The following is a 22,314-nucleotide window of genomic DNA, read 5'->3' as shown; positions in this document are numbered from 1 at the left end:
ATGCTGGAACGGGGTCGCATCACGCGGCCCCGTTTTGCGTTTAGGGGGTGATTTCTTCAAAAGAAATCACCACGGAATTTCCAAAAAATTCCGACACACAGCAGCCCATTCCATCCCCCTGCCCCGCTTGTTAAACTGCCGCAAAACCACAGGAGACCCCCGCCCATGAAACTGATCGTCGGCCTCGGCAATCCGGGTGCGAAATACGCCCGCAACCGCCACAACATCGGCTTCATGGCGCTGGACCGCATTGCTGATGATCACGGGTTTTCCGCATGGAAGGGCAAGTTTCAAGGCAGCGTCAGCGAGGGGCGTTTCGGCTCTGACCGGGCGGTGCTGCTCAAACCTGAAACCTTCATGAACAACTCTGGCCAATCGGTGCAGGCGGCGATGAAGTTTTACAAGATCGCCCCAGTGGATGTGATCGTCTTTCATGATGAACTCGACCTCGCCCCGGGCCGCGTGAAATGCAAGACCGGTGGCGGCCATGCGGGCCACAACGGTCTGCGCTCAATCCACGCGCATATCGGGGCGGAATATGACCGCGTGCGCATGGGCATCGGCCACCCCGGCCACAAGGACGCGGTCGCGGGCTATGTGCTGCGCGACTTCCCCAAGGCGGACGAAGGCTGGCTGGACGATGTGCTGCGCGGCGTCTCGGACGGGGCCGCCGATCTGGCGCGGGGCGACACCGGGCGGTTTATGAATGCCGTGGCGCTGCGCGTGGCCCCGCCCCGCTCGGGCACCGGCAGCAAGGGCCCGAAGAAACCCGCCGAAGCCCAGCCAAAGCCCGCCCCCCGCAAGCCCGAGCCGGAAGCAGAGGCCCAATCGCCGCTACAAAAGCTGATGGACCGCTTCCGCTGACGCTTTCGGCCTCACGCCCCTGCTGACGCAATGTCGGGCTGGCCCCCGCCCCCGCGCCGTGGTTCACTGCGGGCCAACAGGGGGGGATATCATGCGTACATTCGGAAAATGGCTAGGCAGGGTCTTGCTGGCGCTTTTGCTAGCGGCCATCGTCATCGGTCTTTGGAAGCGGGAAGAGATCGAACGGCTCTTGGCGGTGAACTCTCTCTTCTCCGAAGAGAAGATCGTGCACAACTTCAGCCATATGGACGGCGCTTTCCTCTCCGCCCCCGTTTCGCGCGGGGACGGGCTGACGACCGAGCTTCCCTATGGCCCCGAAACCGAACTGCCAAAGGCGGCGGACGACTGGATCGCGGCCCGTGACGTGACCGCGCTGGTGTTGCTGAAAGACGGTGCCATCGTCTATGAGAACTACTTCAAAGGCACCGGCCCCGAGGACCGCCGCATCAGCTGGTCGGTGGCGAAAAGCTATCTTTCGGCGCTAGTTGGCATCCTTCTGGAGGAGGGCCAGATCGCATCCCTCGACGATCCGGTGACCAAATATGCCCCCAGCCTGAAGGGCAGCGCCTATGACGGGGCTAGCCTGCGCAACGTGCTGCATATGGCCAGCGGCGTCACCTTTGACGAAGATTATCTGGACTACGATTCGGATATCAACCGGATGGGCCGGGTGGTGGCGCTTGGCGGCAAGCTCGACGATTTCACCGCCGAATTGTCCGAGACCTTCACCGCGCCGGGCAGCCAGTGGCAATATGTATCGATCGACACCCATGTGATCGGCATGGTGGTGCGCGGGGCCACCGGGCGCAGCGTGCCAGAGTTGCTGAGCGAAAAGGTCATCGCGCCATTGGGTTTGGAACACGCGCCCTATTACATCGTTGATGGTTCAGGCACCGCCTTCGTGTTGGGGGGCCTGAACATGACCACCCGCGACTACGCCCGCTTCGGCCAAATGTATGCCCAGGGCGGTGAATGGAACGGCAAGCAGGTCGTGCCAGAAGATTGGGTAACGGAATCGACCAGCCCCACCGCCCCGACTGCGGCGGACCAGATCGGATATGGCTACCAATGGTGGATCCCCGTGGGCGCGGCAGAAGGGGAATATATGGCGCGCGGCATCTATGGGCAGTACATCTATGTAGACACGGCGCGTGATGTGGTCATCGCCACCAATGCCGCCGACCGTAAATTCCGCGAAGCCGGGGTTTCGGACCAAAACATCGAGATATTCCGCCAGATCGCGGCATCGGTCTCAGGCGGGACCTGAGGCAGAAAGGGAAGATATGACACCCGGCAGCAGCATCAACGTCCTGAACCAGCCCCTCGTGATCTGCGGGACCGACCCGGTGACGGGCTTCTTTCGCGACGGGCATTGCAACACCTGCGCGCAGGATCAGGGCAGTCATACGGTCTGCGCGGTGATGACGGCAGAGTTCCTGGCCTATTCGAAATATGTCGGCAATGATCTAAGCACCCCGCGCCCCGAATTCGGCTTTGCCGGGCTCAAGCCGGGCGATCCTTGGTGCGTTTGTGCCGCGCGTTTCTTGCAGGCCGCGGATGAGGGCTGCGCGCCGCGGGTGCACTTGGCCGCCACACATCTGCGCGCGCTCGATATTGTGCCGCTGGACGTGCTGCGCGACCATGCCATCGACGAAAGCGAGGGATAATCATGCGCCTGCGCCTCATGCCCCTTCTGCTGCTGTTGCCTGTCTCAGCATGGGCGGAAACCACGCTCCGCCCCGCCGATAGCGCCCGGCTGGACAACTTTGACGCTGCCTTTGGCGATGCCATGATGCAGGGCTTGGCGGGGGGCGAAGCGGGAGACGTGGCCGCCCTGACACGCGCACTCTCCGGGCAACCGCAGGTCGCCTTTTCCGCCGATTTGCAGGGCGATTGGTCCTGCCGCACGATCAAGCTTGGCGGGATCAGCCCGCTGGTGGCCTATTCCCTGTTCAAATGCCGCTTCACCGCCAGTGATCGCGGGTTCACCTTTGAAAAGCTTACCGGATCGCAACTGACGCGGGGGGAGATCACCCTGCGCGCGGGCCGTGCGATCTATGCTGGGGTGGGCTATGTCCGGGGCGAAACACCCCCCGATTATGCCGACCTGCCCGAAGATTTCACCTCTGGCGGCAAGGTGCAAAGCGACGTGGCGGTCTTTCAGCGGGTCAGCCCCACGCGGGCGCGGCTGTTGTTTCCGTCACCGGCCATTGAGAGCGATTTCGATATTCTGGAACTGACGCGCTAATGCGCCACGCCGCCCTTAGGCCGCGTGGCAAAGCTGCAGTTTCGACTTCGGACGCGGCATCAGCGCATCGTCCATCAAGTCTTCGATAAAGGTGCTTAGAAGCTGGGTCCGTCCGGTCACGCCGGCCTTGCGATAAATCGCGTTGGTCTGCGCTTTCACGGTGCCTTCGGAAGTGCCGCGCATCTCAGCAATGTCTCGTGTATTCAGGCCCTTAGTCAGGAAAATAGCCACGTCCCGCTCTGCCGGGGTGAGGTGCCATTCGCGAAAGTGTTCTTCGAGCACATCAGCGAATTCCACCGTACAATGACGCAGCGCCGTCTCTGCCCGTTCGGCGCGCTGGAGGCTCATTCGCAGGGCCATCCAGCCCAGAACGACCCCAAGGATCAGACCCAAAACCTGGATCCCTTTGTTCGGCCCGATGTCAGCCAGAGGGGTGCCAAAAAGCGTTACGCCCCGACCCTCCAGTGCAAAAACGAGCACGAAATAGACAGTGGCGTTAAACTGTAGAGCGGCGATAACCCACAGTGCGATCTTTTTCTTATTATTCATGGTGAAGCCTTGCCTTGGTATCCGCCGTATTTAACCGCGGCACACCGAAGTGCAAGGGATGGCGGCCATGCGCCGTGATCAACCCTTAGTGATTTGGCACCCGCCCCGAAGGGCGAGTGCATTGTCTTGAGGCCAATTCAAGGGAGGCTTCGCTGGCCGGAAGATCGTTTTAGCGCGATGCCTTAGCTCGCATCAGCCCGGATTTAGCGCGGGAAGCTGTTCACTTTCGCGGCGTCTTGCGCGGCGGGGAAAACGGTGACGGTGACGTCGGATGTGTCTTCGGCGCGGAAGGTGCCGCTGTTGAAGATGTCCAGTTTCACATTGTCGACCGCGTCGTTGCGGCTGGAGTAGGAAACGCCTGCATCCGCTTTGTCGTTATAGCCGATTTGCTGGCCTTCCATGCCTTGGGCGAAAGCAGCGGAACCTGCTGTTGCAAGGATCAGGGCGGTTGTTGCGAGTGTCTTTTTCATGTCGTGTCCTTTCGGGGGAAAGTTGGGGTCGCGCCGTGATCAGCGCGGGAAACGGTTGACCGAAGCGTCGCTCTGCGCGGTCGGGAAGACGGTGATGGTCACGTCGGACAGGTCTTCGGCGCGCAGGATACCGTCTTTGAAGTTTTCCAGTTTGGCCTCATCCACAGCTTCGCTGCGGCTGGAGTAGGAAACGCCATTGTCGGTCTTGTCATTGTAGCCGATGCGCTGGCCTTCCATGCCTTGAGCGAAAGCAGCGGTGCTTGCTGTGGCGAGGATCAGGGCGGTTGTTGCGAGTGTCTTTTTCATAGTCTTAGCCTTTCGGGGAGGAAAGTTGGGGGGGAGGAGCCGTCGGCCGCGATTAGCGGACGAAACGGCCATCTTTTTGTGCGTCTTGGGTGGTGACGAAGACGGTCGCTGTTGCCTCGGCAGGTGTCTCGGCGCGCAGATCGTCAAGGTTCAGCGCGTCGGATGTGACGTTACGTGTGGAATAGGCGGCGTCTGCGTTATCTGCGGTATAACCGACCTGCTGGCCTTCCATGCCCTGTGCGAAGGCGGCTGTGCCTGCTGTGGCAAGGATCAGTGCGGCGGTTGCGAATGCGTTTTTCATATCGTGTTCCTTTTCAGTCCCGGGGTGGGTTGCGAGCCGATCATCAGTGACGCGGCGTCGTTGGGATGACAGGGAAAAGGGCATTCGAGGGGGGATTGGCTATCTGCCTCGGGTTTAAATCATCCGATCTAAACCCCTGTAAGAGCACCATAAACTTTGGTTTACGGAGCCGTGACAGAGCGAAAAACGAGGAACAGATGCCTTAGCGTCAAGCCTGCATGGGCGAAACCAAGTTTCGCGAGCAGGCGCGCGGGCTGTAGGCGAAGGCTAGCGGGTCTTTCCTCAATGTGAAAGTTTTTTCGCTCTTTTTCGGCAAAGAACTTCGCCCCCTGCGCAAAGTTTATGCGAAAATTGGGCGATTGGCTTCGGCCCACAAAAAACGGGCCCGCGTTTTCACGCAGGCCCGTCAAATTCTACTCAGATTCGGAAGCGGATTTAGGCGAATTCACCCATGTCGAAGTCCAATGCCCGGGCGACGGTGAAGATATCTTTGTCGCCACGGCCACACATGTTCATCACCAGCAGGTGGTCTTTCGGCAGTTCCGGCGCGATCTTCATCACATGCGCCAGCGCGTGGCTGGGCTCCAGCGCCGGGATGATGCCTTCGAGCGAACAGCACAGCTGGAACGCCTCCAGCGCCTCACGGTCGGTGATCGAGACGTATTTGGCGCGGCCAATGTCGTGCAGCCACGAATGCTCTGGCCCGATGCCCGGATAGTCGAGCCCCGCTGAGATTGAGAAGCCTTCGAGAATCTGCCCATCGTCGTCTTGCAACAGATAGGTGCGGTTGCCATGCAGCACGCCGGGGCGGCCCCCGGTAAGGGAGGCGCAATGCTCCATTTTCTCGTTCACGCCTTTGCCGCCAGCCTCAACGCCGATGATGTTCACCGACTTGTCGTCAAGGAAGGGGTAGAAGAGGCCCATGGCGTTAGATCCGCCCCCGATGGCGGCGATCACCGTGTCGGGCAAACGGCCCTCTGCGGCGTCCATCTGCTCGCGGACTTCCTTGCCGATGATGCTTTGGAAATCGCGGACCATCGCCGGATAGGGGTGCGGCCCGGCCACGGTGCCGATGCAATAGAAGGTGTCGCGCACATTGGTTACCCAGTCGCGCAGCGCGTCGTTCATCGCATCCTTCAGCGTGCCACGGCCCGAAGTCACCGGCACCACTTCGGCCCCGAGCAAGCGCATACGGAAGACGTTGGGCGCCTGACGCTCAACATCATGCGCACCCATGTAGACCACGCATTTCAGCCCGAACTTGGCACAGACCGTCGCCGTGGCCACGCCGTGCTGGCCCGCGCCGGTCTCGGCGATGATACGCTTCTTGCCCATACGGCGCGCCAGAATAATCTGGCCCAGCACGTTGTTGATCTTATGCGCGCCGGTGTGGTTCAGCTCGTCGCGCTTCATATAGACCTTGGCGCCGCCCAGATGCTCGGTCAGCCGTTCGGCGTGATAAAGCGGGCTGGGGCGACCAACGTAGTGGGTCCACAGATCATGCATCTCGGCCCAGAAACTATCGTCGGTCTTGGCCTTCTCATATTGCTCTTCCAGTTCAAGAATGAGCGGCATCAGCGTTTCTGAGACAAAGCGCCCGCCGAAATCGCCGAAACGGCCCTGTTCGTCGGGGCCGGTCATGAAGCTGTTGAAAAGATCGTTGGCCATTGCGCCTCTCCTAGAATGTCGCGCCAGCCTTACCGCAGCCTGCCCGTCTGCGCCACCATGAGTTTCGCAGGTGGCACAGAGCGGGGCGGCCTTGGGCTAGTCAAAGAGTTTGAACAATTCGCGCCTGACGGCGTTCTCCAACTCATCCTTGACGATATCTTCGGTCGAGCGGCTGTCATCCGGTGAGATGTTCAACTCTTCCTGTATCTTTTCGCGCACTTTATCTTCGGCCTGCTGCTTTTCTTCGGCAAAGTTCAGATCGATCGCGGCCCGCAGGTCGGGCTTGATCTGCGGATCGGCCCATGGCCCGGTGATCCGCACCGGCACCGCCAGCCCGCCGCGCGACGCATTGATGCGCAGCGCCTTGGGCGTGACCGTATAATCAAGCGTGCGGCGGCCCAGATTAACCAGCCCTGCCCCAGTCGCGTTAAAGTTTGGCAGCAACATTAGCAGGTCATCATTGCGCAGAACCCCTTGGGCGATGTCGAATGTCGCTTCCATGGAATCGAAAACCGTGCTGCCGCCCTCAGCGTCTACCGACCCCAAGAGCGCATCCAGATCGATCCCGGCAATCGTGCCCCGCCCCATGGTCAGGGTGCCCGCGCCGCTGAGCGAGCGCATGATCGCATCAACCGATTGCCCGGAGCCGAGAAAAGACAGCGCCGCATTGCCGTCCCCACTAAACCGCGTCACCCCGGCGGTATCCTCCAGCAAGTCGCGCATCTGCACGCCCTGCGCCGTCAGATTGCCGCCCACCGACAGGCCACTGCGGTTGTTCATCACAAACTCACCGGCGACCGTCCCGCCATAGGCGCTCATGTCCTGTAGGTCGAACACCATCCGCGCGCGGTCGTTGCGCAGCACGGCCCGTGTGGGGCCGAGGTCGAGTTGCCCCAGATCGATGCTTTCCGCGCTCAGCGCGATGTCGCCGTCAAAAGCGGCAAGCCAGTCCGCGTTGATTTCTTGTCGGGACCAGCCCTCCAACGCGTCACCCTGCGTTTGGCTGCTGGTGCCATTCGTGTCGGCCCCGCCTTCCGACAGTGCGGATAAGTCCAGCGCCCCGGTGCGCAGATTGGCGGTGATGCGCGGCGTGCCGTTCAGCGCAAGATCGGCTTGCCCGGTCAGGCTGTTGCCGCCCAAATCCACCGCAATATTGCGCAGCGCCAAGCGCCGATCCGCCGTCAGTGTCAGCCCACTGCGCAGGTCGACCGACTGGCCCAAGCTCTGCGGCAGCGTGACACCGCCCGCGCCGAAGGACGCCAAAAACCGCGCCGTATCCGCGCTGTCGATCCGCAGATCCCCCGCCAGCGCACCGTTGAGCGATCCGCGCCCGTCAAAAGAGATTTCGCCGCCCCGCGTCGTGACATCGGCGCGCAAGGGCTGCACGCCGCCCTCCAGAAAATCCGCAAAGCCTTCGATCCGCGCGGCAAGCCGAACCGCTTCCCCCGCCGGGGCCATGCTGGCGGTGATATCCGCGGCCCCGTCACGCTCGGGCCAATCGAGCGCCAGATCGACACCTTCATAGCGCAGCACATCGGCCCCTTCGGCGTCATAGATCAGCGTGGCATCGGTCACCGTCAGCTTCTGAATGCTCAGGGGGCGGCGGCTGGCGGTCGGTTCGCTCTGCGTCTCAATCCGCGCACCGCTGCTGCTGTCGGTGAACTGCCAACTCGCCCGCCCGTCGCGGCGTTGTTCCAGCCGGATCACCGGACTTTGCGCCGCGATATTGGTGATGCGTATCTCACCGCGCAGCAGCGCGCCCGCATCCACCCCAATCGCCGCATTGGCCGCCGTCAGCAGCGCGCCCTTGTCGGTCCAATCGGCATTGCCGACCTCAAGCCCGCCCGCAGTCACCCCCAGCACCGGCCAGAGCGTCACGCCCACATCGCCGGTGATCGACACCTCCCGCCCGGTCATCCGGCTGAGTTGGTCACTGGCGATCCGCGCGATCCGTTCGCCGGGCAGCAGGAACAGCGCCCCCAGCATGATCACGACGATCAGCAACAGCGCGCCGATGACCCGTATAATCCATCTCATGGCTCTCTCCTCCTGCCCGGCGGCTCTTTCCCCGCTCATCCGCTTGCCTTATAGCGCAAGCCATGAGCACAAACCCACCCAATCTGCGCCCCGACCTCGCCCCACAGGCGAAGATCAGCAACCCCGCCCGCCCCGGCCAGCCCACAATCGGCATGGTCAGCCTTGGCTGCCCCAAGGCGCTGGTGGATTCTGAACGCATCCTGACGCGGCTTCGCGCCGAAGGCTATGGCGTTTCGCCCGATTATGCAGGCGCCGATGCGGTGATCGTGAACACCTGCGGGTTCTTGGACAGCGCCAAGGCCGAGAGCCTCGACGCCATTGGCGAAGCGCTGACCGAAAACGGCAAGGTGATCGTCACCGGCTGTCTGGGGGCCGAGCCGGACTACATCCGCGAACACCACCCCAAGATCCTCGCCGTCACCGGCCCGCATCAATACGAACAGGTGCTCGACGCGGTGCATGGCGCGGTGCCGCCCAGCCCCGATCCCTTCATTGATCTGCTACCCGCGCAACAAGTCTCGCTCACCCCGCGCCACTACAGCTATCTCAAGATTTCCGAGGGCTGTAACCACAAGTGCAAGTTCTGCATCATCCCCGACATGCGCGGCCGCCTGCAAAGCCGCCCCGCCCATGCGGTGATGCGCGAGGCCGAGCGGCTGGTCGACAATGGCGTGAAGGAGCTTCTGGTCATCAGCCAAGACACCTCGGCCTACGGCGTTGACATCAAACACGCCGAAGACCGTGGGCACCGTGCACATATCACCGATCTGGCGCGCGACCTCGGCAGCTTGGGCGCATGGGTGCGGCTACACTACGTCTACCCCTACCCCCATGTGCGCAAACTGATCCCGCTCATGGCCGAAGGTCTGGTGCTGCCCTACCTCGATATTCCCTTCCAGCACGCCCACCCGGATGTGCTGAAGCGCATGGCCCGGCCTGCGGCGGCCTCCAAGACGCTGGATGAGATCGCCGCATGGCGCGATACCTGCCCCGACATCACCCTGCGTTCGACATTCATCGTCGGCTATCCGGGTGAGACTGAAGCAGAGTTCCAAACCTTGCTCGATTGGCTGGACGAGGCGCAACTCGACCGGGTTGGTTGCTTTCAATATGAAAACGTCGAAGGCGCGCGGTCGAACGCCCTGCCCGACCATGTCGCGCCGGAGGTCAAACAAGACCGCTGGGACCGCTTCATGGAAAAGGCGCAGGCCATTTCCGAGGCCAAGCTCGCCGCCAAGGTTGGCAAGCGTATCGACGTGATCGTTGACGAGATCGACGCAGACGCTGCCACCTGCCGCACCAAGGCCGATGCGCCTGAGATCGACGGCAACCTTTTCATCGACGAGAATTTCCAGAACCTCAAAGTCGGCGATATCGTAACCGTTGAAGTCGAAGAGGCCGGCGAATACGACCTTTGGGGACGTCAGATCACCTGACGCCCCCCGGTGGCCGATCAGGCGTAGGCACCTGCCGAATAGGTCAGCTCATAGCTGTGGCTGTAAAGCTCGAAGACGATGCCAAAGGGGTCTTCGACATAGACCATGCGGTAGGGTTTTTCGCCCGGGAAATACTCCCGCACCGGCATCCGCTGCTTGCCGCCCGCCGCGACGATCCGCTCTAACAAGCCTTCGACATCCGGGTCTTGGATGGCGAAATGGAACGTGCCGTGGCGCTTGTGCTCTAGCTTCTCCTCGGGGGCGTAATTGCCGGGGAATTCAAAGATTTCGATGCCGATGCCATCTGCTGTGGCAAGATGGGCAATGCGCAGCGACCCCCAGCCGGGGCCGAAAACATCGGTGCACATGACGCCGATGGCTGTGTCTTCTTCTACCGCTTCGGTGGGCTGCATCACGACGTAAAAGCCCAACACTTCGGAATAGAATTTCACCGCAGCGTCGAGGTCCGGCACGGATAGGCCGATGTGGGAAAAGGTACGGGGGGTGGTCATGGGGTTTCTCCTGTTTGCGTTGAACTTGAGATAGACAGACACACCCCGCATGTGAAATTATCAAAACTCATCGAAATCATAACGAATCGCATTCCATGCTAAACGCCACATGGCTTGAGACCTTCACCACCCTTTGCGAAACGGGTCATTTCACCCGCACGGCAGAGCGGCTCAACATGACCCAGCCCGGCGTGTCGCAGCATCTGCGCAAGCTTGAAGATCAACTGGGCCAGCCGTTGATCGCGCGCGACGGGAAAAGTTTCACCCTGACCCCGGCGGGCGAAGCGCTCTTCGAGACCGGCCTTGCCCGCCGCCGCGAAGAGCAGCGCCTGCGCGAACGGATCGCCATCGACCTGCCCGACCGCGGCGTTGTGCATATCGCCTGCTCCGGCAGTTTCGCCATGCTGCTCCAGCCCCTGCTGCTGGAGTGGATGGCCCAAGCGCCGGACCTCACCCTGCATCTCGAAGTCGCCCCCCAAGCCACGATCCACGCCGGGTTGCTGGATGGGCGGTTCGATCTGGGCGTGCTGGCCGATGATCCCGCCCATGCCAGACTGGAAGCCCAACATCTGGGGCGCGAGGAACTTTGTCTTATCCTGCCGGTTAATATGTTGGAACCAATAGATAGTTTCGCCGATCTCGAACTGCACGGCTTCATCGCGCATCCCGATGGCTTTGCCTATGCCGACGATCTGTTGCAGTTGAATTTTCCGGGCAGCTATCCGGGGGCCGACCGGATCCGCCTGCGTGGCTATGTGAACCAAATCGGCCAGATACCGGCGGCGGTGGCGCGGGGGCTGGGCTACACGCTTTTGCCCCGCAGCGGGGTGGAGACTTTTGCCGCGAAGGACCAGCTTCGGCTGCTGGCTTTGTCCAAACGACGCTGGCATGATCTTTGGCTCGCTTCGCGTCGCGGACGGCCCTTGCCCGCCCGAATGCGCAGAACCGCAGAGCTTATCGCCGAGGCCGCAGTGTCCCTTCGCTAACCCTACATTTCGCCGATATTGTGGAACCAAACCACCCCACTACTAGATATACCATCAAGGAAGGGCGAGAATACGGAGAGACTTGAACATGTTCCCTTTCTGTTCTATATGTAGAACGCAGTAGCAGAGGAATGACCGCATGTCTTTTCAACCTCAGTTTCCCGGCATCTTCGATCCTGACCAACAGGGTCGCCCGCCGCGCGGCAGCGATAGTGCACAGCCCAGACAGGCCGACCGCCGCATGCCCGCGACCGAAAAGCAGATGCAATACGCCCGGTCCCTTGCCAAGAGGACGGGCAGCACGTTGCCCGAAGGGATCGAGGGTGACCGCACGGCGGTGTCAGAATGGATCGACGCGCATAAACCACAAGCGTTAGAGGGGCCCTTCGCCGCCTACCCGTCAGCCAAACAGGTCGCCTTTGCCGAACGGATCGCGCGCCTGAAGCGCCGCGATGTGCCGCAGGAGTGTTTTCGCGACAAAACCCTGATGTCGCGCTGGATCGACGGCAACAAACCGCGCTGATCCGTCGGGCCACCCGATTGACGCGGCGTCACCTATGGCATGGCAGAACGACGCTGCTACCTTTTTGGCATGGCTTATCCGACCTCCACTTCTGAGACCTTGGCTGATGGCACAGTGCATCTGCTCAGCCTCGGATTCGCTATCCCGGCCAGCATCTTTCTGATGATGCATGCCGCAGGTCAGGAGGGCACGCTGACCGCCACGGTGATCTATGCGGCGTGTATCCTTGCCTCCTTCACCGCCTCCGCCGTCTACCACCTGCTGCCCTTTGACCGCAGCCGCGCTTTTCTGGGCCGCGTCGATCACGCGGCGATCTACTTCAAGATCGCGGGCACCTATACGCCGCTGGTCATGGTGATCGGCTCCGGGTTTGCCTACGGCATTTTGGGCGTAGTCTGGGCGCTCGCGGTGATCGGCGCGGTGGCGAAGCTCTGGTTCTGGCGCACCGATGCGCGAGGGTCACTGGCGCTCTACCTCGGGATGGGCTGGCTCTCGGTCCTGTTGATCTACCCGATGTGGCACAATTTGCCCGGTGCCGCCTTGGCGCTGGTAGCTGCGGGCGGGCTAACCTATTCGGCGGGCACATTGATCTATGCCCACCCCGGCATGCGCTATCAAAATGCGATCTGGCATGTCTTTGTGTTGATCGCCACGGCCTGTTTCTTTGCCGCGATTGCGCTGAGCCTTTAGGCCGCCACCGCGTCGAGATAGGTCCGCACGCAGGTTTGGACATGGCGAAAACGATCTCCGCCCAGATGTTTGCCGCCGTACCAACGGGTGACGACGATGAGGTGATCTTCCAGCCCTTCCCGCTCCAGCATGCGTAGGATCACCATCCCAGCACCGGATTCGCCATCGTCCCCTTTCAGCGGGCCGCCGTCTGATAGCAGCACCGCCCATGTGTTATGCGTGGCCTTGGCGTAGGATTTCTCGCGCTTGAGGTCTTTCAGCGCGGCGTCGACCTCGGCGCGGTTGCGCGCGGGGCAGCCTGACACCGCGTATTTCGACCCGCGGTCGTTCAGTACCTGCCCCAATTTGCGCAAACCGTCACAGCCCCGCCATGGTGCGCCGCACGATATCGATCCGCGAACTGTTGGGCGGATGCGTGCCAAGGAAACGATCACCCGGATCGGGAATGCGGGTAAAGAATTCCGCCCCCCGCAACGGATTATAGCCCGCCCGCGCGGTGATGATCGTGCCAAGGGCGTCAGCCTCAAGCTCGAAGTCCTTGGAGTACCGCCGCGCGCCGACCTCCGCACCCAGTTCCTGCGCCGTGCGCACAGCGGTCGCGTCCCCACCGCTGAGCGTGGCGATCCCGGCAAAGATCACCGCGCCCGCCATGGCGTTTTGCTGCTGGCGGCCAATATGGCCCGCGATGTGATGCGCGGCCTCATGGCCCAGCACAAAGGCCAGTTCGTCTTCGTTGCGGGCATCGGCAATCAACGCCAAGGTAAAGGCGACAATCGGGCGGCCGTTTTTATCTAACGTTTGAAAGGCGTTGGCAGGCTGGCCGGGGCGATCATCGACCACGATATTGAAGTCGCAATTCATCCCCGTGGTGCGGTTGCGGCACTCCCGCTCGGCCACGGGCTCAAGCGTGCGAACCACCTGCACAAAGCTCCGCGCGGCGGCGTTCGCGCTTAGCCGTGGGCCCGACTGCCCGGTGGTCTGCTGCCCGGTGGTCTGTGGCCGGTCGACCTGGATCGGCCCTGTCTGAACCGGTGCCACCTCGCAGGCCGAAAGCAGGGCGATGACGGCAAATGCGCCAAGGGCATTCAACAATTTCACGGCAAGTCCTCGCTCGGTTTTTCCTCGCCCACCTGTCTATCATGACGCCCCGGCGCTGCCACCCCCGTTCACAGAGCTTTGACGTCCCAACGGCGGTCTTGCGCTCGCGGGTACAAAGCCTAATGTGCCCTCATGTTTACCATTGAGCATGAATTCGACGCCACCGTCATCACCCTGATCGACGAATCCGACGCGCCCCTGCGCGAAGACGTGACCGTCTCTGCCTTTGCAGAGGAGATCACGATCGAGCAATGGGACGCACGCACAGATCGTGTGGCCAAGATCACCCTGTCCCCCGCGCAATTGCGCGATCTGACGGCGGCACTGAACCTGCCCGAGGGCATCTACCGAAGCAATTCCTGAGGATCGTCACATGGCCACCGGCACAGACATCAAGACCTATTTCAACGGCGCATGGCACGACGGCGATCTGCCGACCATCAAGGCCGCCGACCACGGCGCATGGCTTGGCACCACCGTTTTCGACGGGGCGCGGCTGTTCGACGGGCTGGCCCCCGATCTGGAAGCGCATTGCGCGCGGATCAACCGCTCTGCCCGCGCGCTGATGATCACCCCCACGGTTGAAACCGAGGACATGATCGAGATGTGCCGAGAGGGGCTGAAAAGCTATTCGCGCGATCAGGCGGTCTATATTCGTCCGATGTATTGGGCGCTGGCGGGCGACGAGTTGGGCATCGTGCCGCGCGAAGGCGCCACCGGTTTCGCCATCAGTCTGGAGGCGATCCCCATGGCCCCGCCAGAGGCCGCGACCACCCTCACCCGCACCCGCTTCCGCCGCCCCGTGCTGGAAGACAACGTGGTCAACGCCAAGGCGGGCTGCCTCTATCCCAACAACGCCCGGATGATGGTCGAAGCGCGTTCCAAAGGCTTCGGCAACGCACTGGTGGCCGATGCAATGGGCAATGTCGCTGAAAGCGCCAGTGCGAACGTGTTCATGGTCAAGGATGGCGAGGTCTTCACCCCCATTCCCAATGGCACGTTCCTTGCCGGGATCACCCGCGCGCGGCATATGTCGAACATGCGCGACGCGGGCATGAAGGTGCATGAGACCGTCCTCAGCTTTGACGATTTCCATGCCGCCGATGAGGTGTTCCTGTCGGGAAATATGATGAAGGTCACCCCCGTCCGCGCCTTTGACGACACGCAATATGGCACCGGGGACAACCAGAACCCGGTGACCCGCCGCGTGCGCGAAATGTATTGGGATTGGGCCGCAAGTCAGCGCGGCTGAAGGTCCGGGCGGCAGCGGCGCGCAAAAGCAATTGCCAGCGCCGCCCGCCCGCGCCATGATCACACCGCACCGGGAGGAGGTGCGGAGAGAGGGTTTGATGCGGAAATTCCTAGTGGTGTTGGACGATAGCACCGAATGTTTGAATGCCATGCGCTTTGCCGCTCTGCGCGCCGCGCGTACCGGGGGCGGCGTGGCCGTCCTGTCGGTGATCCCGCCCGAAGAGTTCAACCATTGGATCGGCGTCGGCGACCTGATGCGCGAAGAGGCCCGCGAGCGGATCGAGGTGCATTTCGAGGTTTTCGCCAAATGGATGCGCGACAAACAGGGCGTCGATCCTGAGTTGATCATCCGCGAGGGTGAGCCCACGGATGAGATCATTCAGCAACTTTCTGACGACCCGGACATCGGTGTTCTGGTGCTCGGCGCCAGCGGCGACCGCAAGAAAGGCCCCGGCCCGCTTGTTACGCAATTGTCGCGGTCTGCCGGGGCTCTGCCTGTGCCGATCACCATCGTGCCCGGCGATCTCAGCAAGGAACGGCTCGAAGCGATCACTTGACCGCCGCCCACGCCTGACCCAGCCCTGCATCCCGCCCCTCCGTGTGGGCCACACACAATTTAGAACGGTTCTAAACCTTGACTTGCCGCCCGCGCAGGCGCATATCAGAACCCACGCCGAAAGCGAGGTACACCCCATGTTCATCCAGACCGAATCCACTCCGAACCCCGCAACGCTCAAGTTCCTGCCGGGTCAGACCGTGCTGGAGATGGGCACCGCCGATTTCCCGACCCCCGACGCCGGTGCGACATCGCCGCTGGCCCAACGGCTCTTTGCTGTTGAGGGTGTGACGGGCGTGTTCTTCGGCACCGATTTCGTCACCGTGACAAAGCAAGACGCGGTGGAATGGGACCATGTGAAACCCGCCCTGCTGGGCGCGATCATGGAGCATTTCCAATCCGGCGAGCCGGTCATGGCCTCTGACCACCAGCCCACATCGGGCCATGCCGCCCATGATGGCGAAGACGGTGAAATTGTCGGTCAGATCAAAGAGTTGCTCGACAGCCGCGTGCGCCCTGCCGTGGCCCAAGATGGCGGCGATATCACCTTTCACGGGTTCGAGCGTGGCGTTGTCTATCTGCACATGCAAGGCGCCTGCGCGGGCTGCCCCTCGTCCACTTTGACGCTGAAAATGGGCATCGAAAACCTGCTGCGCCACTACATCCCCGAGGTGACAGAGGTTCGTCCGGTTGCCTGAGCATCGCGCAAGCGGGCCGCTCATTCTGGCCTTCGACACATCGGCCGCGCATTGCGCGGCCGCTTTGCTGTCGGGCGACCGGATGTTGGCGGCGCGCGTCGAGCCGATGACCAAGGGCCAGGCCGAACGGCTGTTGGTCCTTTGCGAGGAACTGCTGAGTGACGCGAGGGTGGCCTACGCCGATCTCGACGCGCTTGGCGTTGGCATCGGTCCGGGCAATTTCACCGGCATCCGCATCGCTGTTTCCGCCGCGCGTGGGCTGGCACTTGGCCTTGGCATTCCGGCGGTCGGGGTCGATGCCTTTGACGCATTGCGCGAGGGTCACGATGGCCCCTGCGCCTGCGCCGTGGATGCACGGCGCGATCAGGTCTTCCTCCAAGGCTATGACAACGCGGGCATTTCCACCCCCGCCCTTTACGACGCAGCGGCTCTTCCGGCCTTCACCGGCCCCCTCATCGGCGCGGGCGGAGAGCCTCCCGCCATGCCGGTGGCCGAAGCCATCGCCCGCATCACGGCCCGCCGTTTCGCCGATAGTCCGGCCCGCCCCGCGCCACTTTACCTGCGCCCCGCCGATGCCGCCCCGGCGCGCGACGCGGCCCCGGTGCTGCTGCCGTGACACCAGCCGCGCTTGCGGCCCTCCACGCCGCTGCCTTTACCCAAGACAGGCCGTGGCAGGAGGCAGAGTTCACCAGCCTGCTGGACAGCCCCTTCGTGGAGCTTTTCACCCGTCCCGGTGGCTTTGCCCTGACCCGCACCATCGCGGGCGAATCTGAACTGCTCACCCTCGCCGTCGCCCCTGCCCGGCAGCGCCAAGGGCTGGGCCGCGCCCTGCTGCGCGACTGGTTGGCGGCGCTGCCGGCCGACTGTGACAGCGCCTTTCTTGAGGTTGCCGCCGACAATCTGCCCGCCCGCGCACTCTATGCGGATGAAGGCTTTGCCCAAATTGCCATCCGCCGTGCCTATTATGCGCGCAAGGATGCGGCGGCGGTCGATGCCTGCATTCTGCGACGCATGTTGACCCGTGGTCACTGTGGCGATCCCGCCGCCCTGCCCGCAAAAAGCGGTTGACCCTACCCCCTGCCTGCGCCCTAAATTACACCTGATCATATGATCCACAAACGCCGTGGCGGCAGCACCTGCCCGACCGCCCGGCACCACAACCGGGAGACGATAAATGACCCTCATGACGAAATTCCTCGGCGCAGCCGCAGGCTTGGCCCTGACATCGGGCGCCGCGCTGGCCGAACCCGCGCTGATCTTTGACCTTGGCGGCAAATTCGACAAAAGCTTCAACGAAGCGGCCTTCAACGGCGCGACCCGTTGGGCCGAAGAGACCGGTGGCAAATTCGCCGAGATCGAAATGCAGTCCGAAGCGCAGCGTGAGCAGGCTCTGCGCCGCTTCGCCGAATCCGGTGCCAACCCGATCATCACCATGGGTTTCGCCATGGCCGATCCGCTCTCGACAGTGGCCCCTGATTATCCCGACACGAAATTCGCCGTGGTCGACGTGAACTGGCTCGACCTGCCCAACGTGCGTCAGGTCAGCTTTGCCGAGCATGAGGGGTCCTACCTCGTCGGCGTGATGGCCGCGATGGCATCTGAGTCGAACACCGTCGGCTTTGTCGGTGGCATGGACGTGCCGCTGATCCGCCACTTTGGCTGCGGCTATGCCCAAGGCGTCATGGCGACCAACCCCGATGCCAAAGTCATCGCCAACATGACGGGCACCACCCCCGCCGCTTGGAACGACCCGGTGAAGGGGTCTGAGATCACCAAAGCCCAGATCAACCAAGGCGCTGACGTGGTTTACGCCGCAGCAGGCGGCACCGGCGTGGGCGTGCTGCAAACCGCCGCCGACGAAGGCATCCTGTCGATCGGCGTGGACAGCAACCAAAACCACCTGCACCCGGGCAAAGTCCTGACCTCGATGCTGAAACGTGTCGATGTCGCGGTCTATGACGCGATGATGGCGGGCGAAGACCTCGAAGTTGGCGAAGTCGTGACCCTCGGCCTTGCCGAAGAAGGTGTCGGCGTCGCCATGGACGAGCACAACAAGGACCTTGTCACCGAAGAGATGCAAGCCGCAGTCGACGAAGCGCGCCAAAAGATCATCGACGGTGAGATCAAAGTGGTCTCTTACTACGAGAACGACAGCTGCCCGGCGCTGGACTTCTAAGCCTAAATTTACCAAACTAACCCTTAGGGCCGCGCCGTATCATCGGCGCGGCCCTTTCCGAACCGGAGAACGCCATGCCCCGGAAAGAATTGGGCCAAACCCAGATCAAAACCCGCAATGGCCGCAGGACCTTTTGATATGACCGATACCGCTCCCGCGATTGAACTTAAGGGCATTTCCAAAGCCTTCGGCCCGGTGCAGGCCAACAAAGACATCTCGATCCGCGTGATGCCCGGCACGATCCACGGGATTATCGGTGAAAACGGCGCGGGCAAGTCGACGCTGATGTCGATCCTTTATGGGTTTTACAAAGCCGACGCGGGTGAGATTTTCATCAGTGGCAGAAAGACCGACATTCCCGACAGCCAAGCCGCCATCGCGGCGGGCATCGGCATGGTGTTCCAGCATTTCAAGCTGGTCGAAAACTTCACAGTGCTGGAAAATATCATTCTGGGCGCCGAAGATGGCCGCCTGTTGAAGCCCTCGCTCTCCAAGGCCCGCAAAACACTGATCAGCCTGTCTGAGGACTACGGCCTCAACGTCGATCCCGACGCGCTGGTGCAGGACATCGGCGTGGGCATGCAGCAGCGCGTGGAAATCCTCAAGGCGCTCTACCGGCAGGCCGACATTCTGATCTTGGACGAGCCGACCGGCGTGCTGACCCCTGCCGAAGCCGACCAGCTATTCCGCATCCTTGGGCGCCTGCGCTCTGAGGGAAAAACCATCATCCTCATCACCCACAAGCTGCGCGAGATCATGGAGATCACCGACACCGTGTCGGTCATGCGCCGGGGCAAGATGACCGCGACCGTGAAAACCGCCGAGACTTCCCCGCCGGAACTGGCCGAGCTGATGGTCGGGCGTAAGGTCTTGCTCCGCGTGAATAAAAAGCCTGCCACGCCGGGTGATGTGATCCTTGATGTCAAAGGTCTGCGCGTGGTTGACGACAAGGGCGTCGAGCGTCTGCGCGGCATCGACCTGCAGATCCGCGCGGGCGAAGTGCTGGGCCTTGCGGGTGTTGCGGGCAACGGCCAATCCGAACTTCTCGAAGTGCTGGGCGGCTATGCCGATGGCACCGGGAGCGTCACGCTAAACGGCACGCCGCTGGACCTTTCGGGCAAGAAATCCGACGGCCAATCGCGCCGCGCCCGCGGTGTGGCCCATGTGCCCGAAGACCGACAGCGCGAGGGTCTGATCATGGATTTTCAGGCGTGGGAAAACAACGTCTTCGGCTACCACCACGATGACCGTTTTAACAGCGGCATGTTGATGGACCACGCGGCCATCCGTGCCGATGCCGAAGACAAGATGGAACGCTTTGACGTGCGCCCGCCTGACCCGACGCTCGCGGCCAAAAACTTCTCGGGCGGGAACCAGCAAAAGATCGTTCTGGCCCGGGAGATCGAGCGCAACCCCGACTTGCTGCTCATCGGCCAGCCCACCCGCGGCGTCGACATCGGCGCGATTGAGTTCATCCACGAGCAGATCATCGCCCTGCGCGATCAGGGCAAGGCGATCTTGCTGGTCTCGGTCGAGCTGGAAGAAATCCTTGCCCTGTCGGACCGCATCGCTGTGATGTTTGACGGTCAGATCATGGGCGAACGCGCTGCCGACCAAACCGACGAGAAAGAACTGGGGCTGCTGATGGCTGGCATCACCGACACCGAAAACGAACACAGCGTGGCCGAGGTCGAAGCCAATCTCGCCCGCGCCGGCGGCGACGCCAGCAAGGAGGTCTGAGATGGACGTGATGCCAAAATGGGCCGAGGTGATCCTCGTGCCACTGATCTCTTTGTTGCTGGCCGCCCTGCTCTCGGCGCTGGTGATCCTTGCTATTGGTGAAGACCCGATTGCCGCCGTGACGCTGATGGTCAAAGGCGCGCTCGGCTCGACCTATGGCTGGGGCTACACGCTTTATTACGCGACCAACTTCATCTTTACCGGGCTTGCCGTTGCCGTGGCCTTTCACGCGCGGCTCTTTAACATCGGGGGCGAAGGTCAGGCAATGCTGGGCGGTTTGGGCGTCGCCATTGCCGCGCTCTATATCCCTTGGCCGCATTGGACGTTGGCGCTGATTGGCTGCGGTGTGATGGCCGGGCTTTTGGGCGCGATCTGGGCCGCGATTCCGGGCTGGCTTCAAGCCAAACGCGGCTCACATGTCGTCATCACCACGATCATGTTCAACTTTATCGCCGCCGCCCTGCTGAACTACGTTCTGGTCAACGTCATGCGCCCGCCCGGCAGCATGGACCCGGCCAGCGCGCGCTTTCCCGAGGCCGTGCATCTGCCCACGTTGCATGAATTGTTGGCCCCGCTTGGCATCGCCTTTTCCAAGTCCGCCCCTGCCAACGTCTCACTGCTCGTCGCCACGGCGGCCTGTATCGTGGTCTGGCTGCTGATCTGGCGCACCCGTCTGGGCTATGAAATCCGCGCCTATGGCCATTCGCAACCTGCCGCAAAATACGCGGGCATCTCGCCCGCGCGCATCACCATGGTCACGATGATCATCTCGGGCGCGCTCGCGGGGCTGATGGCGATCAACAACGTCATGGGTGAAAGCGAACGACTGGTGCTGAACGCCACCGAGGGCGCGGGCTTTATCGGCATCGCCGTGGCACTCATGGGCCGCTCGCATCCCGTTGGTGTCTTCTTCGCCGCCCTTCTGTTCGGCTTCCTCTACCAAGGTGGTGCCGAACTGGCCCTCTGGACCTCGATCCCGCGCGAATTGATCGTCGTGATCCAAGCGCTGGTGATCCTCTTTACCGGCGCGCTCGACAACATGGTGCGGATGCCGCTGGAGCGTCTTTTCCTTATGTTCCGCCGCCCCGGCCCCCCTGCCAATTCCGCTGACAGCGAGCCCAAACCCGGCCCCCGCAGCGCCCAGTCGGAGAGCGCGGAATGAGCCCCTATACCCCCCTGAGAAAGCGGGTCTGACCTATGGACTATATCACGCTCATCCAATTGCTCGACAGCACCGTGCGGCTGGCCACGCCGCTGCTTCTGGCCTGTCTTGCCGGTCTTTTCTCCGAACGCGCGGGCGTCTTCGACATCGGGCTTGAGGGCAAGATGCTGGCGGCAGCGTTCTTTTCCGCCGCGGTGGCATCGCTCACCGGGTCGGTCTGGCTTGGCCTTGCGGCGGGCATCGCCTCTTCGCTGGCACTCAGCGCTGTGCACGGGCTGGCCTCGATTACCTTCCGCGGCAACCAGCTGATCTCTGGCGTGGCGATCAACTTCCTTGCGGCGGGCATGACGGTGCTGATTGCCCAAGACTGGTTCGCCCAAGGCGGCCGCACCCCCTCGCTCTTTGGCGGCGCACGGTTCGAGCCGATCACCCTGCCCTTTGCCGAGACCGTGGCCGACGTGCCCTTCATCGGCCCCTTCTACGAAGAGCTGATCTCGGGCCATTCGATCCTCGTTTATGCCGCCTTCCTCGCCGTGCCGCTGACATGGTGGATCCTGTTCCGCACCCGCTTTGGCCTGCGTCTGCGGGCGGTGGGCGAAAACCCTGCCGCCGTGGACACCGCGGGCGTCTCGGTCGTCGGTCTGCGCTATGCCGCCGTGGCCATTGCCGGGTTGCTCTGTGGCGTGGCTGGGGCCTACCTCAGCACCGCGCTGCAGGCGGGCTTTGTCAAAGACATGTCGGCGGGCCGCGGCTTCATCGCGCTGGCCGCATTGATCTTTGCCAAGTGGCGCCCTTGGTACGCGCTCTGGGCCACGCTGCTCTTTGGCCTTTTCGGCGCGCTAGAGACGCGGCCTGACGTGATCCAGTCGGTCATCGGCATCAAGGTGCAGGGCCAGCTTCTGGGTGCGCTGCCCTATCTGATGACGGTGGTGATCCTCGCGGGCTTCGTGGGCAAGGCGATCCCGCCCCGCGCGGGCGGCGAACCCTATGTAAAAGAACGCTGACATCCCCCTCCGGCCCTTGCACCCGAGGGCCGGATCGGC

27 protein-coding genes are annotated in these 22,314 nt (G+C 62.4%); 18 read left to right on the top strand and 9 right to left on the bottom strand.

Annotated elements, in window-relative coordinates:
* Positions 1–165: 165 nt before the first annotated feature.
* From pth to K3758_RS04965, 4 genes are all read left to right on the top strand, one after another.
* A complete protein-coding gene (gene pth / locus K3758_RS04980) occupies positions 166–864 on the top strand; it encodes an aminoacyl-tRNA hydrolase (RefSeq protein ID WP_259948151.1) in 699 nt (232 codons plus the stop codon).
* A gap of 91 nt (positions 865–955) precedes the next feature.
* Positions 956–2,131 carry a serine hydrolase gene (locus K3758_RS04975; RefSeq protein WP_259948148.1) on the top strand — a complete coding sequence of 392 codons (1,176 nt, stop codon included), beginning with the start codon at positions 956–958 and terminating at the stop codon, positions 2,129–2,131.
* Between the two features lie 16 nt (positions 2,132–2,147).
* Positions 2,148–2,531, top strand: coding sequence for a DUF2237 family protein (locus K3758_RS04970; protein ID WP_259948146.1), 384 nt, complete (start codon positions 2,148–2,150; stop codon positions 2,529–2,531).
* A 2-nt stretch (positions 2,532–2,533) separates the two neighbouring features.
* Complete coding sequence (locus K3758_RS04965; protein ID WP_259948145.1) at positions 2,534–3,112, top strand: DUF4893 domain-containing protein; 579 nt, start codon at positions 2,534–2,536, stop codon at positions 3,110–3,112.
* Positions 3,113–3,127: 15 nt separating this feature from the next.
* On the opposite strand, the gene K3758_RS04960 is transcribed toward K3758_RS04965, so the two are convergent.
* The 6 genes from K3758_RS04960 to K3758_RS04935 all read right to left on the bottom strand — a co-directional run bounded on the left by K3758_RS04960 (position 3,128) and on the right by K3758_RS04935 (position 8,443).
* Complete coding sequence (locus tag K3758_RS04960; protein ID WP_067625949.1) at positions 3,128–3,661, bottom strand: LuxR C-terminal-related transcriptional regulator; 534 nt, start codon at positions 3,659–3,661, stop codon at positions 3,128–3,130.
* 203 nt (positions 3,662–3,864) lie between these two features.
* Positions 3,865–4,131 carry a hypothetical protein gene (locus K3758_RS04955; protein ID WP_067625952.1) on the bottom strand — a complete coding sequence of 89 codons (267 nt, stop codon included), beginning with the start codon at positions 4,129–4,131 and terminating at the stop codon, positions 3,865–3,867.
* 39 nt (positions 4,132–4,170) lie between these two features.
* Positions 4,171–4,437: a tryptophan synthase subunit beta gene (locus tag K3758_RS04950; RefSeq protein ID WP_259948136.1), complete on the bottom strand. Its 267-nt coding sequence runs from the start codon at positions 4,435–4,437 to the stop codon at positions 4,171–4,173.
* 52 nt (positions 4,438–4,489) lie between these two features.
* On the bottom strand, positions 4,490–4,738 hold the full coding sequence (locus K3758_RS04945) for a tryptophan synthase subunit beta (RefSeq protein WP_259948133.1): 249 nt from the start codon (positions 4,736–4,738) through the stop codon (positions 4,490–4,492).
* A gap of 435 nt (positions 4,739–5,173) precedes the next feature.
* Positions 5,174–6,406: a tryptophan synthase subunit beta gene (gene trpB / locus K3758_RS04940; RefSeq protein WP_259948132.1), complete on the bottom strand. Its 1,233-nt coding sequence runs from the start codon at positions 6,404–6,406 to the stop codon at positions 5,174–5,176.
* Positions 6,407–6,502: 96 nt separating this feature from the next.
* Positions 6,503–8,443, bottom strand: coding sequence for an AsmA family protein (locus tag K3758_RS04935; RefSeq protein ID WP_259948130.1), 1,941 nt, complete (start codon positions 8,441–8,443; stop codon positions 6,503–6,505).
* Positions 8,444–8,505: 62 nt separating this feature from the next.
* Here K3758_RS04935 and rimO point away from each other — a divergent pair, with 62 nt between their 5' ends.
* Positions 8,506–9,879 (top strand): 30S ribosomal protein S12 methylthiotransferase RimO, encoded by a 1,374-nt coding sequence (gene rimO / locus K3758_RS04930; protein WP_259948127.1) that lies wholly within the window; start codon positions 8,506–8,508, stop codon positions 9,877–9,879.
* Between the two features lie 17 nt (positions 9,880–9,896).
* Here rimO and K3758_RS04925 read toward each other — a convergent pair whose 3' ends face one another.
* Positions 9,897–10,391 carry a lactoylglutathione lyase family protein gene (locus K3758_RS04925; RefSeq protein WP_067625967.1) on the bottom strand — a complete coding sequence of 165 codons (495 nt, stop codon included), beginning with the start codon at positions 10,389–10,391 and terminating at the stop codon, positions 9,897–9,899.
* Between the two features lie 95 nt (positions 10,392–10,486).
* Here K3758_RS04925 and K3758_RS04920 point away from each other — a divergent pair, with 95 nt between their 5' ends.
* The 3 genes from K3758_RS04920 to trhA all read left to right on the top strand — a co-directional run bounded on the left by K3758_RS04920 (position 10,487) and on the right by trhA (position 12,590).
* Entirely contained in the window at positions 10,487–11,377 is an 891-nt protein-coding gene (locus K3758_RS04920; protein WP_259948125.1) for a LysR family transcriptional regulator, read from the top strand.
* A 139-nt stretch (positions 11,378–11,516) separates the two neighbouring features.
* Positions 11,517–11,900 carry a hypothetical protein gene (locus K3758_RS04915; RefSeq protein ID WP_259948122.1) on the top strand — a complete coding sequence of 128 codons (384 nt, stop codon included), beginning with the start codon at positions 11,517–11,519 and terminating at the stop codon, positions 11,898–11,900.
* Positions 11,901–11,969: 69 nt separating this feature from the next.
* Complete coding sequence (gene trhA, locus K3758_RS04910; RefSeq protein WP_259949973.1) at positions 11,970–12,590, top strand: PAQR family membrane homeostasis protein TrhA; 621 nt, start codon at positions 11,970–11,972, stop codon at positions 12,588–12,590.
* Here trhA and K3758_RS04905 read toward each other — a convergent pair.
* A complete protein-coding gene (locus K3758_RS04905; protein WP_259948110.1) occupies positions 12,587–12,943 on the bottom strand; it encodes a YigZ family protein in 357 nt (118 codons plus the stop codon). The genes trhA and K3758_RS04905 overlap by 4 nt on opposite strands.
* A gap of 4 nt (positions 12,944–12,947) precedes the next feature.
* Positions 12,948–13,682, bottom strand: a complete 735-nt coding sequence (locus K3758_RS04900) for a M48 family metallopeptidase (protein WP_409202624.1) — start codon at positions 13,680–13,682, stop codon at positions 12,948–12,950.
* Between the two features lie 138 nt (positions 13,683–13,820).
* Here K3758_RS04900 and K3758_RS04895 point away from each other — a divergent pair, with 138 nt between their 5' ends.
* From K3758_RS04895 to K3758_RS04850, 10 genes are all read left to right on the top strand, one after another.
* Positions 13,821–14,051, top strand: a complete 231-nt coding sequence (locus tag K3758_RS04895) for a hypothetical protein (RefSeq protein ID WP_007117540.1) — start codon at positions 13,821–13,823, stop codon at positions 14,049–14,051.
* Between the two features lie 10 nt (positions 14,052–14,061).
* Positions 14,062–14,940, top strand: coding sequence for a branched-chain amino acid aminotransferase (locus tag K3758_RS04890; RefSeq protein ID WP_067942742.1), 879 nt, complete (start codon positions 14,062–14,064; stop codon positions 14,938–14,940).
* Between the two features lie 97 nt (positions 14,941–15,037).
* Positions 15,038–15,496, top strand: a complete 459-nt coding sequence (locus tag K3758_RS04885; RefSeq protein WP_040700546.1) for a universal stress protein — start codon at positions 15,038–15,040, stop codon at positions 15,494–15,496.
* A 136-nt stretch (positions 15,497–15,632) separates the two neighbouring features.
* The gene (locus K3758_RS04880) at positions 15,633–16,193 is read left to right on the top strand and encodes a NifU family protein (RefSeq protein WP_093928438.1); all 561 of its coding nucleotides are present in this window, start codon (positions 15,633–15,635) and stop codon (positions 16,191–16,193) included.
* On the top strand, positions 16,186–16,809 hold the full coding sequence (gene tsaB / locus K3758_RS04875; RefSeq protein WP_259948100.1) for a tRNA (adenosine(37)-N6)-threonylcarbamoyltransferase complex dimerization subunit type 1 TsaB: 624 nt from the start codon (positions 16,186–16,188) through the stop codon (positions 16,807–16,809). Before K3758_RS04880 ends, tsaB begins: the two co-directional genes overlap by 8 nt.
* A complete protein-coding gene (locus K3758_RS04870; protein ID WP_259948094.1) occupies positions 16,806–17,261 on the top strand; it encodes a GNAT family N-acetyltransferase in 456 nt (151 codons plus the stop codon). Before tsaB ends, K3758_RS04870 begins: the two co-directional genes overlap by 4 nt.
* A 106-nt stretch (positions 17,262–17,367) precedes the next feature.
* Positions 17,368–18,369 carry a BMP family protein gene (locus K3758_RS04865; RefSeq protein WP_259948083.1) on the top strand — a complete coding sequence of 334 codons (1,002 nt, stop codon included), beginning with the start codon at positions 17,368–17,370 and terminating at the stop codon, positions 18,367–18,369.
* Positions 18,370–18,507: 138 nt separating this feature from the next.
* The gene (locus K3758_RS04860; RefSeq protein ID WP_259948081.1) at positions 18,508–20,109 is read left to right on the top strand and encodes an ABC transporter ATP-binding protein; all 1,602 of its coding nucleotides are present in this window, start codon (positions 18,508–18,510) and stop codon (positions 20,107–20,109) included.
* A 1-nt stretch (position 20,110) separates the two neighbouring features.
* Complete coding sequence (locus K3758_RS04855; protein ID WP_259948079.1) at positions 20,111–21,271, top strand: ABC transporter permease; 1,161 nt, start codon at positions 20,111–20,113, stop codon at positions 21,269–21,271.
* Positions 21,272–21,306: 35 nt separating this feature from the next.
* Positions 21,307–22,275 (top strand): ABC transporter permease, encoded by a 969-nt coding sequence (locus K3758_RS04850; RefSeq protein WP_259948078.1) that lies wholly within the window; start codon positions 21,307–21,309, stop codon positions 22,273–22,275.
* Positions 22,276–22,314 lie beyond the last annotated feature (39 nt).

It is taken from the genome of Sulfitobacter sp. W002 (assembly GCF_025142135.1).
Classification (GTDB): Bacteria; Pseudomonadota; Alphaproteobacteria; order Rhodobacterales; family Rhodobacteraceae; genus Sulfitobacter; species Sulfitobacter profundi.
The sequence above is the reverse complement of the archived record's forward strand: the minus strand, read 5'-3'. Positions and strand labels throughout refer to the sequence as shown.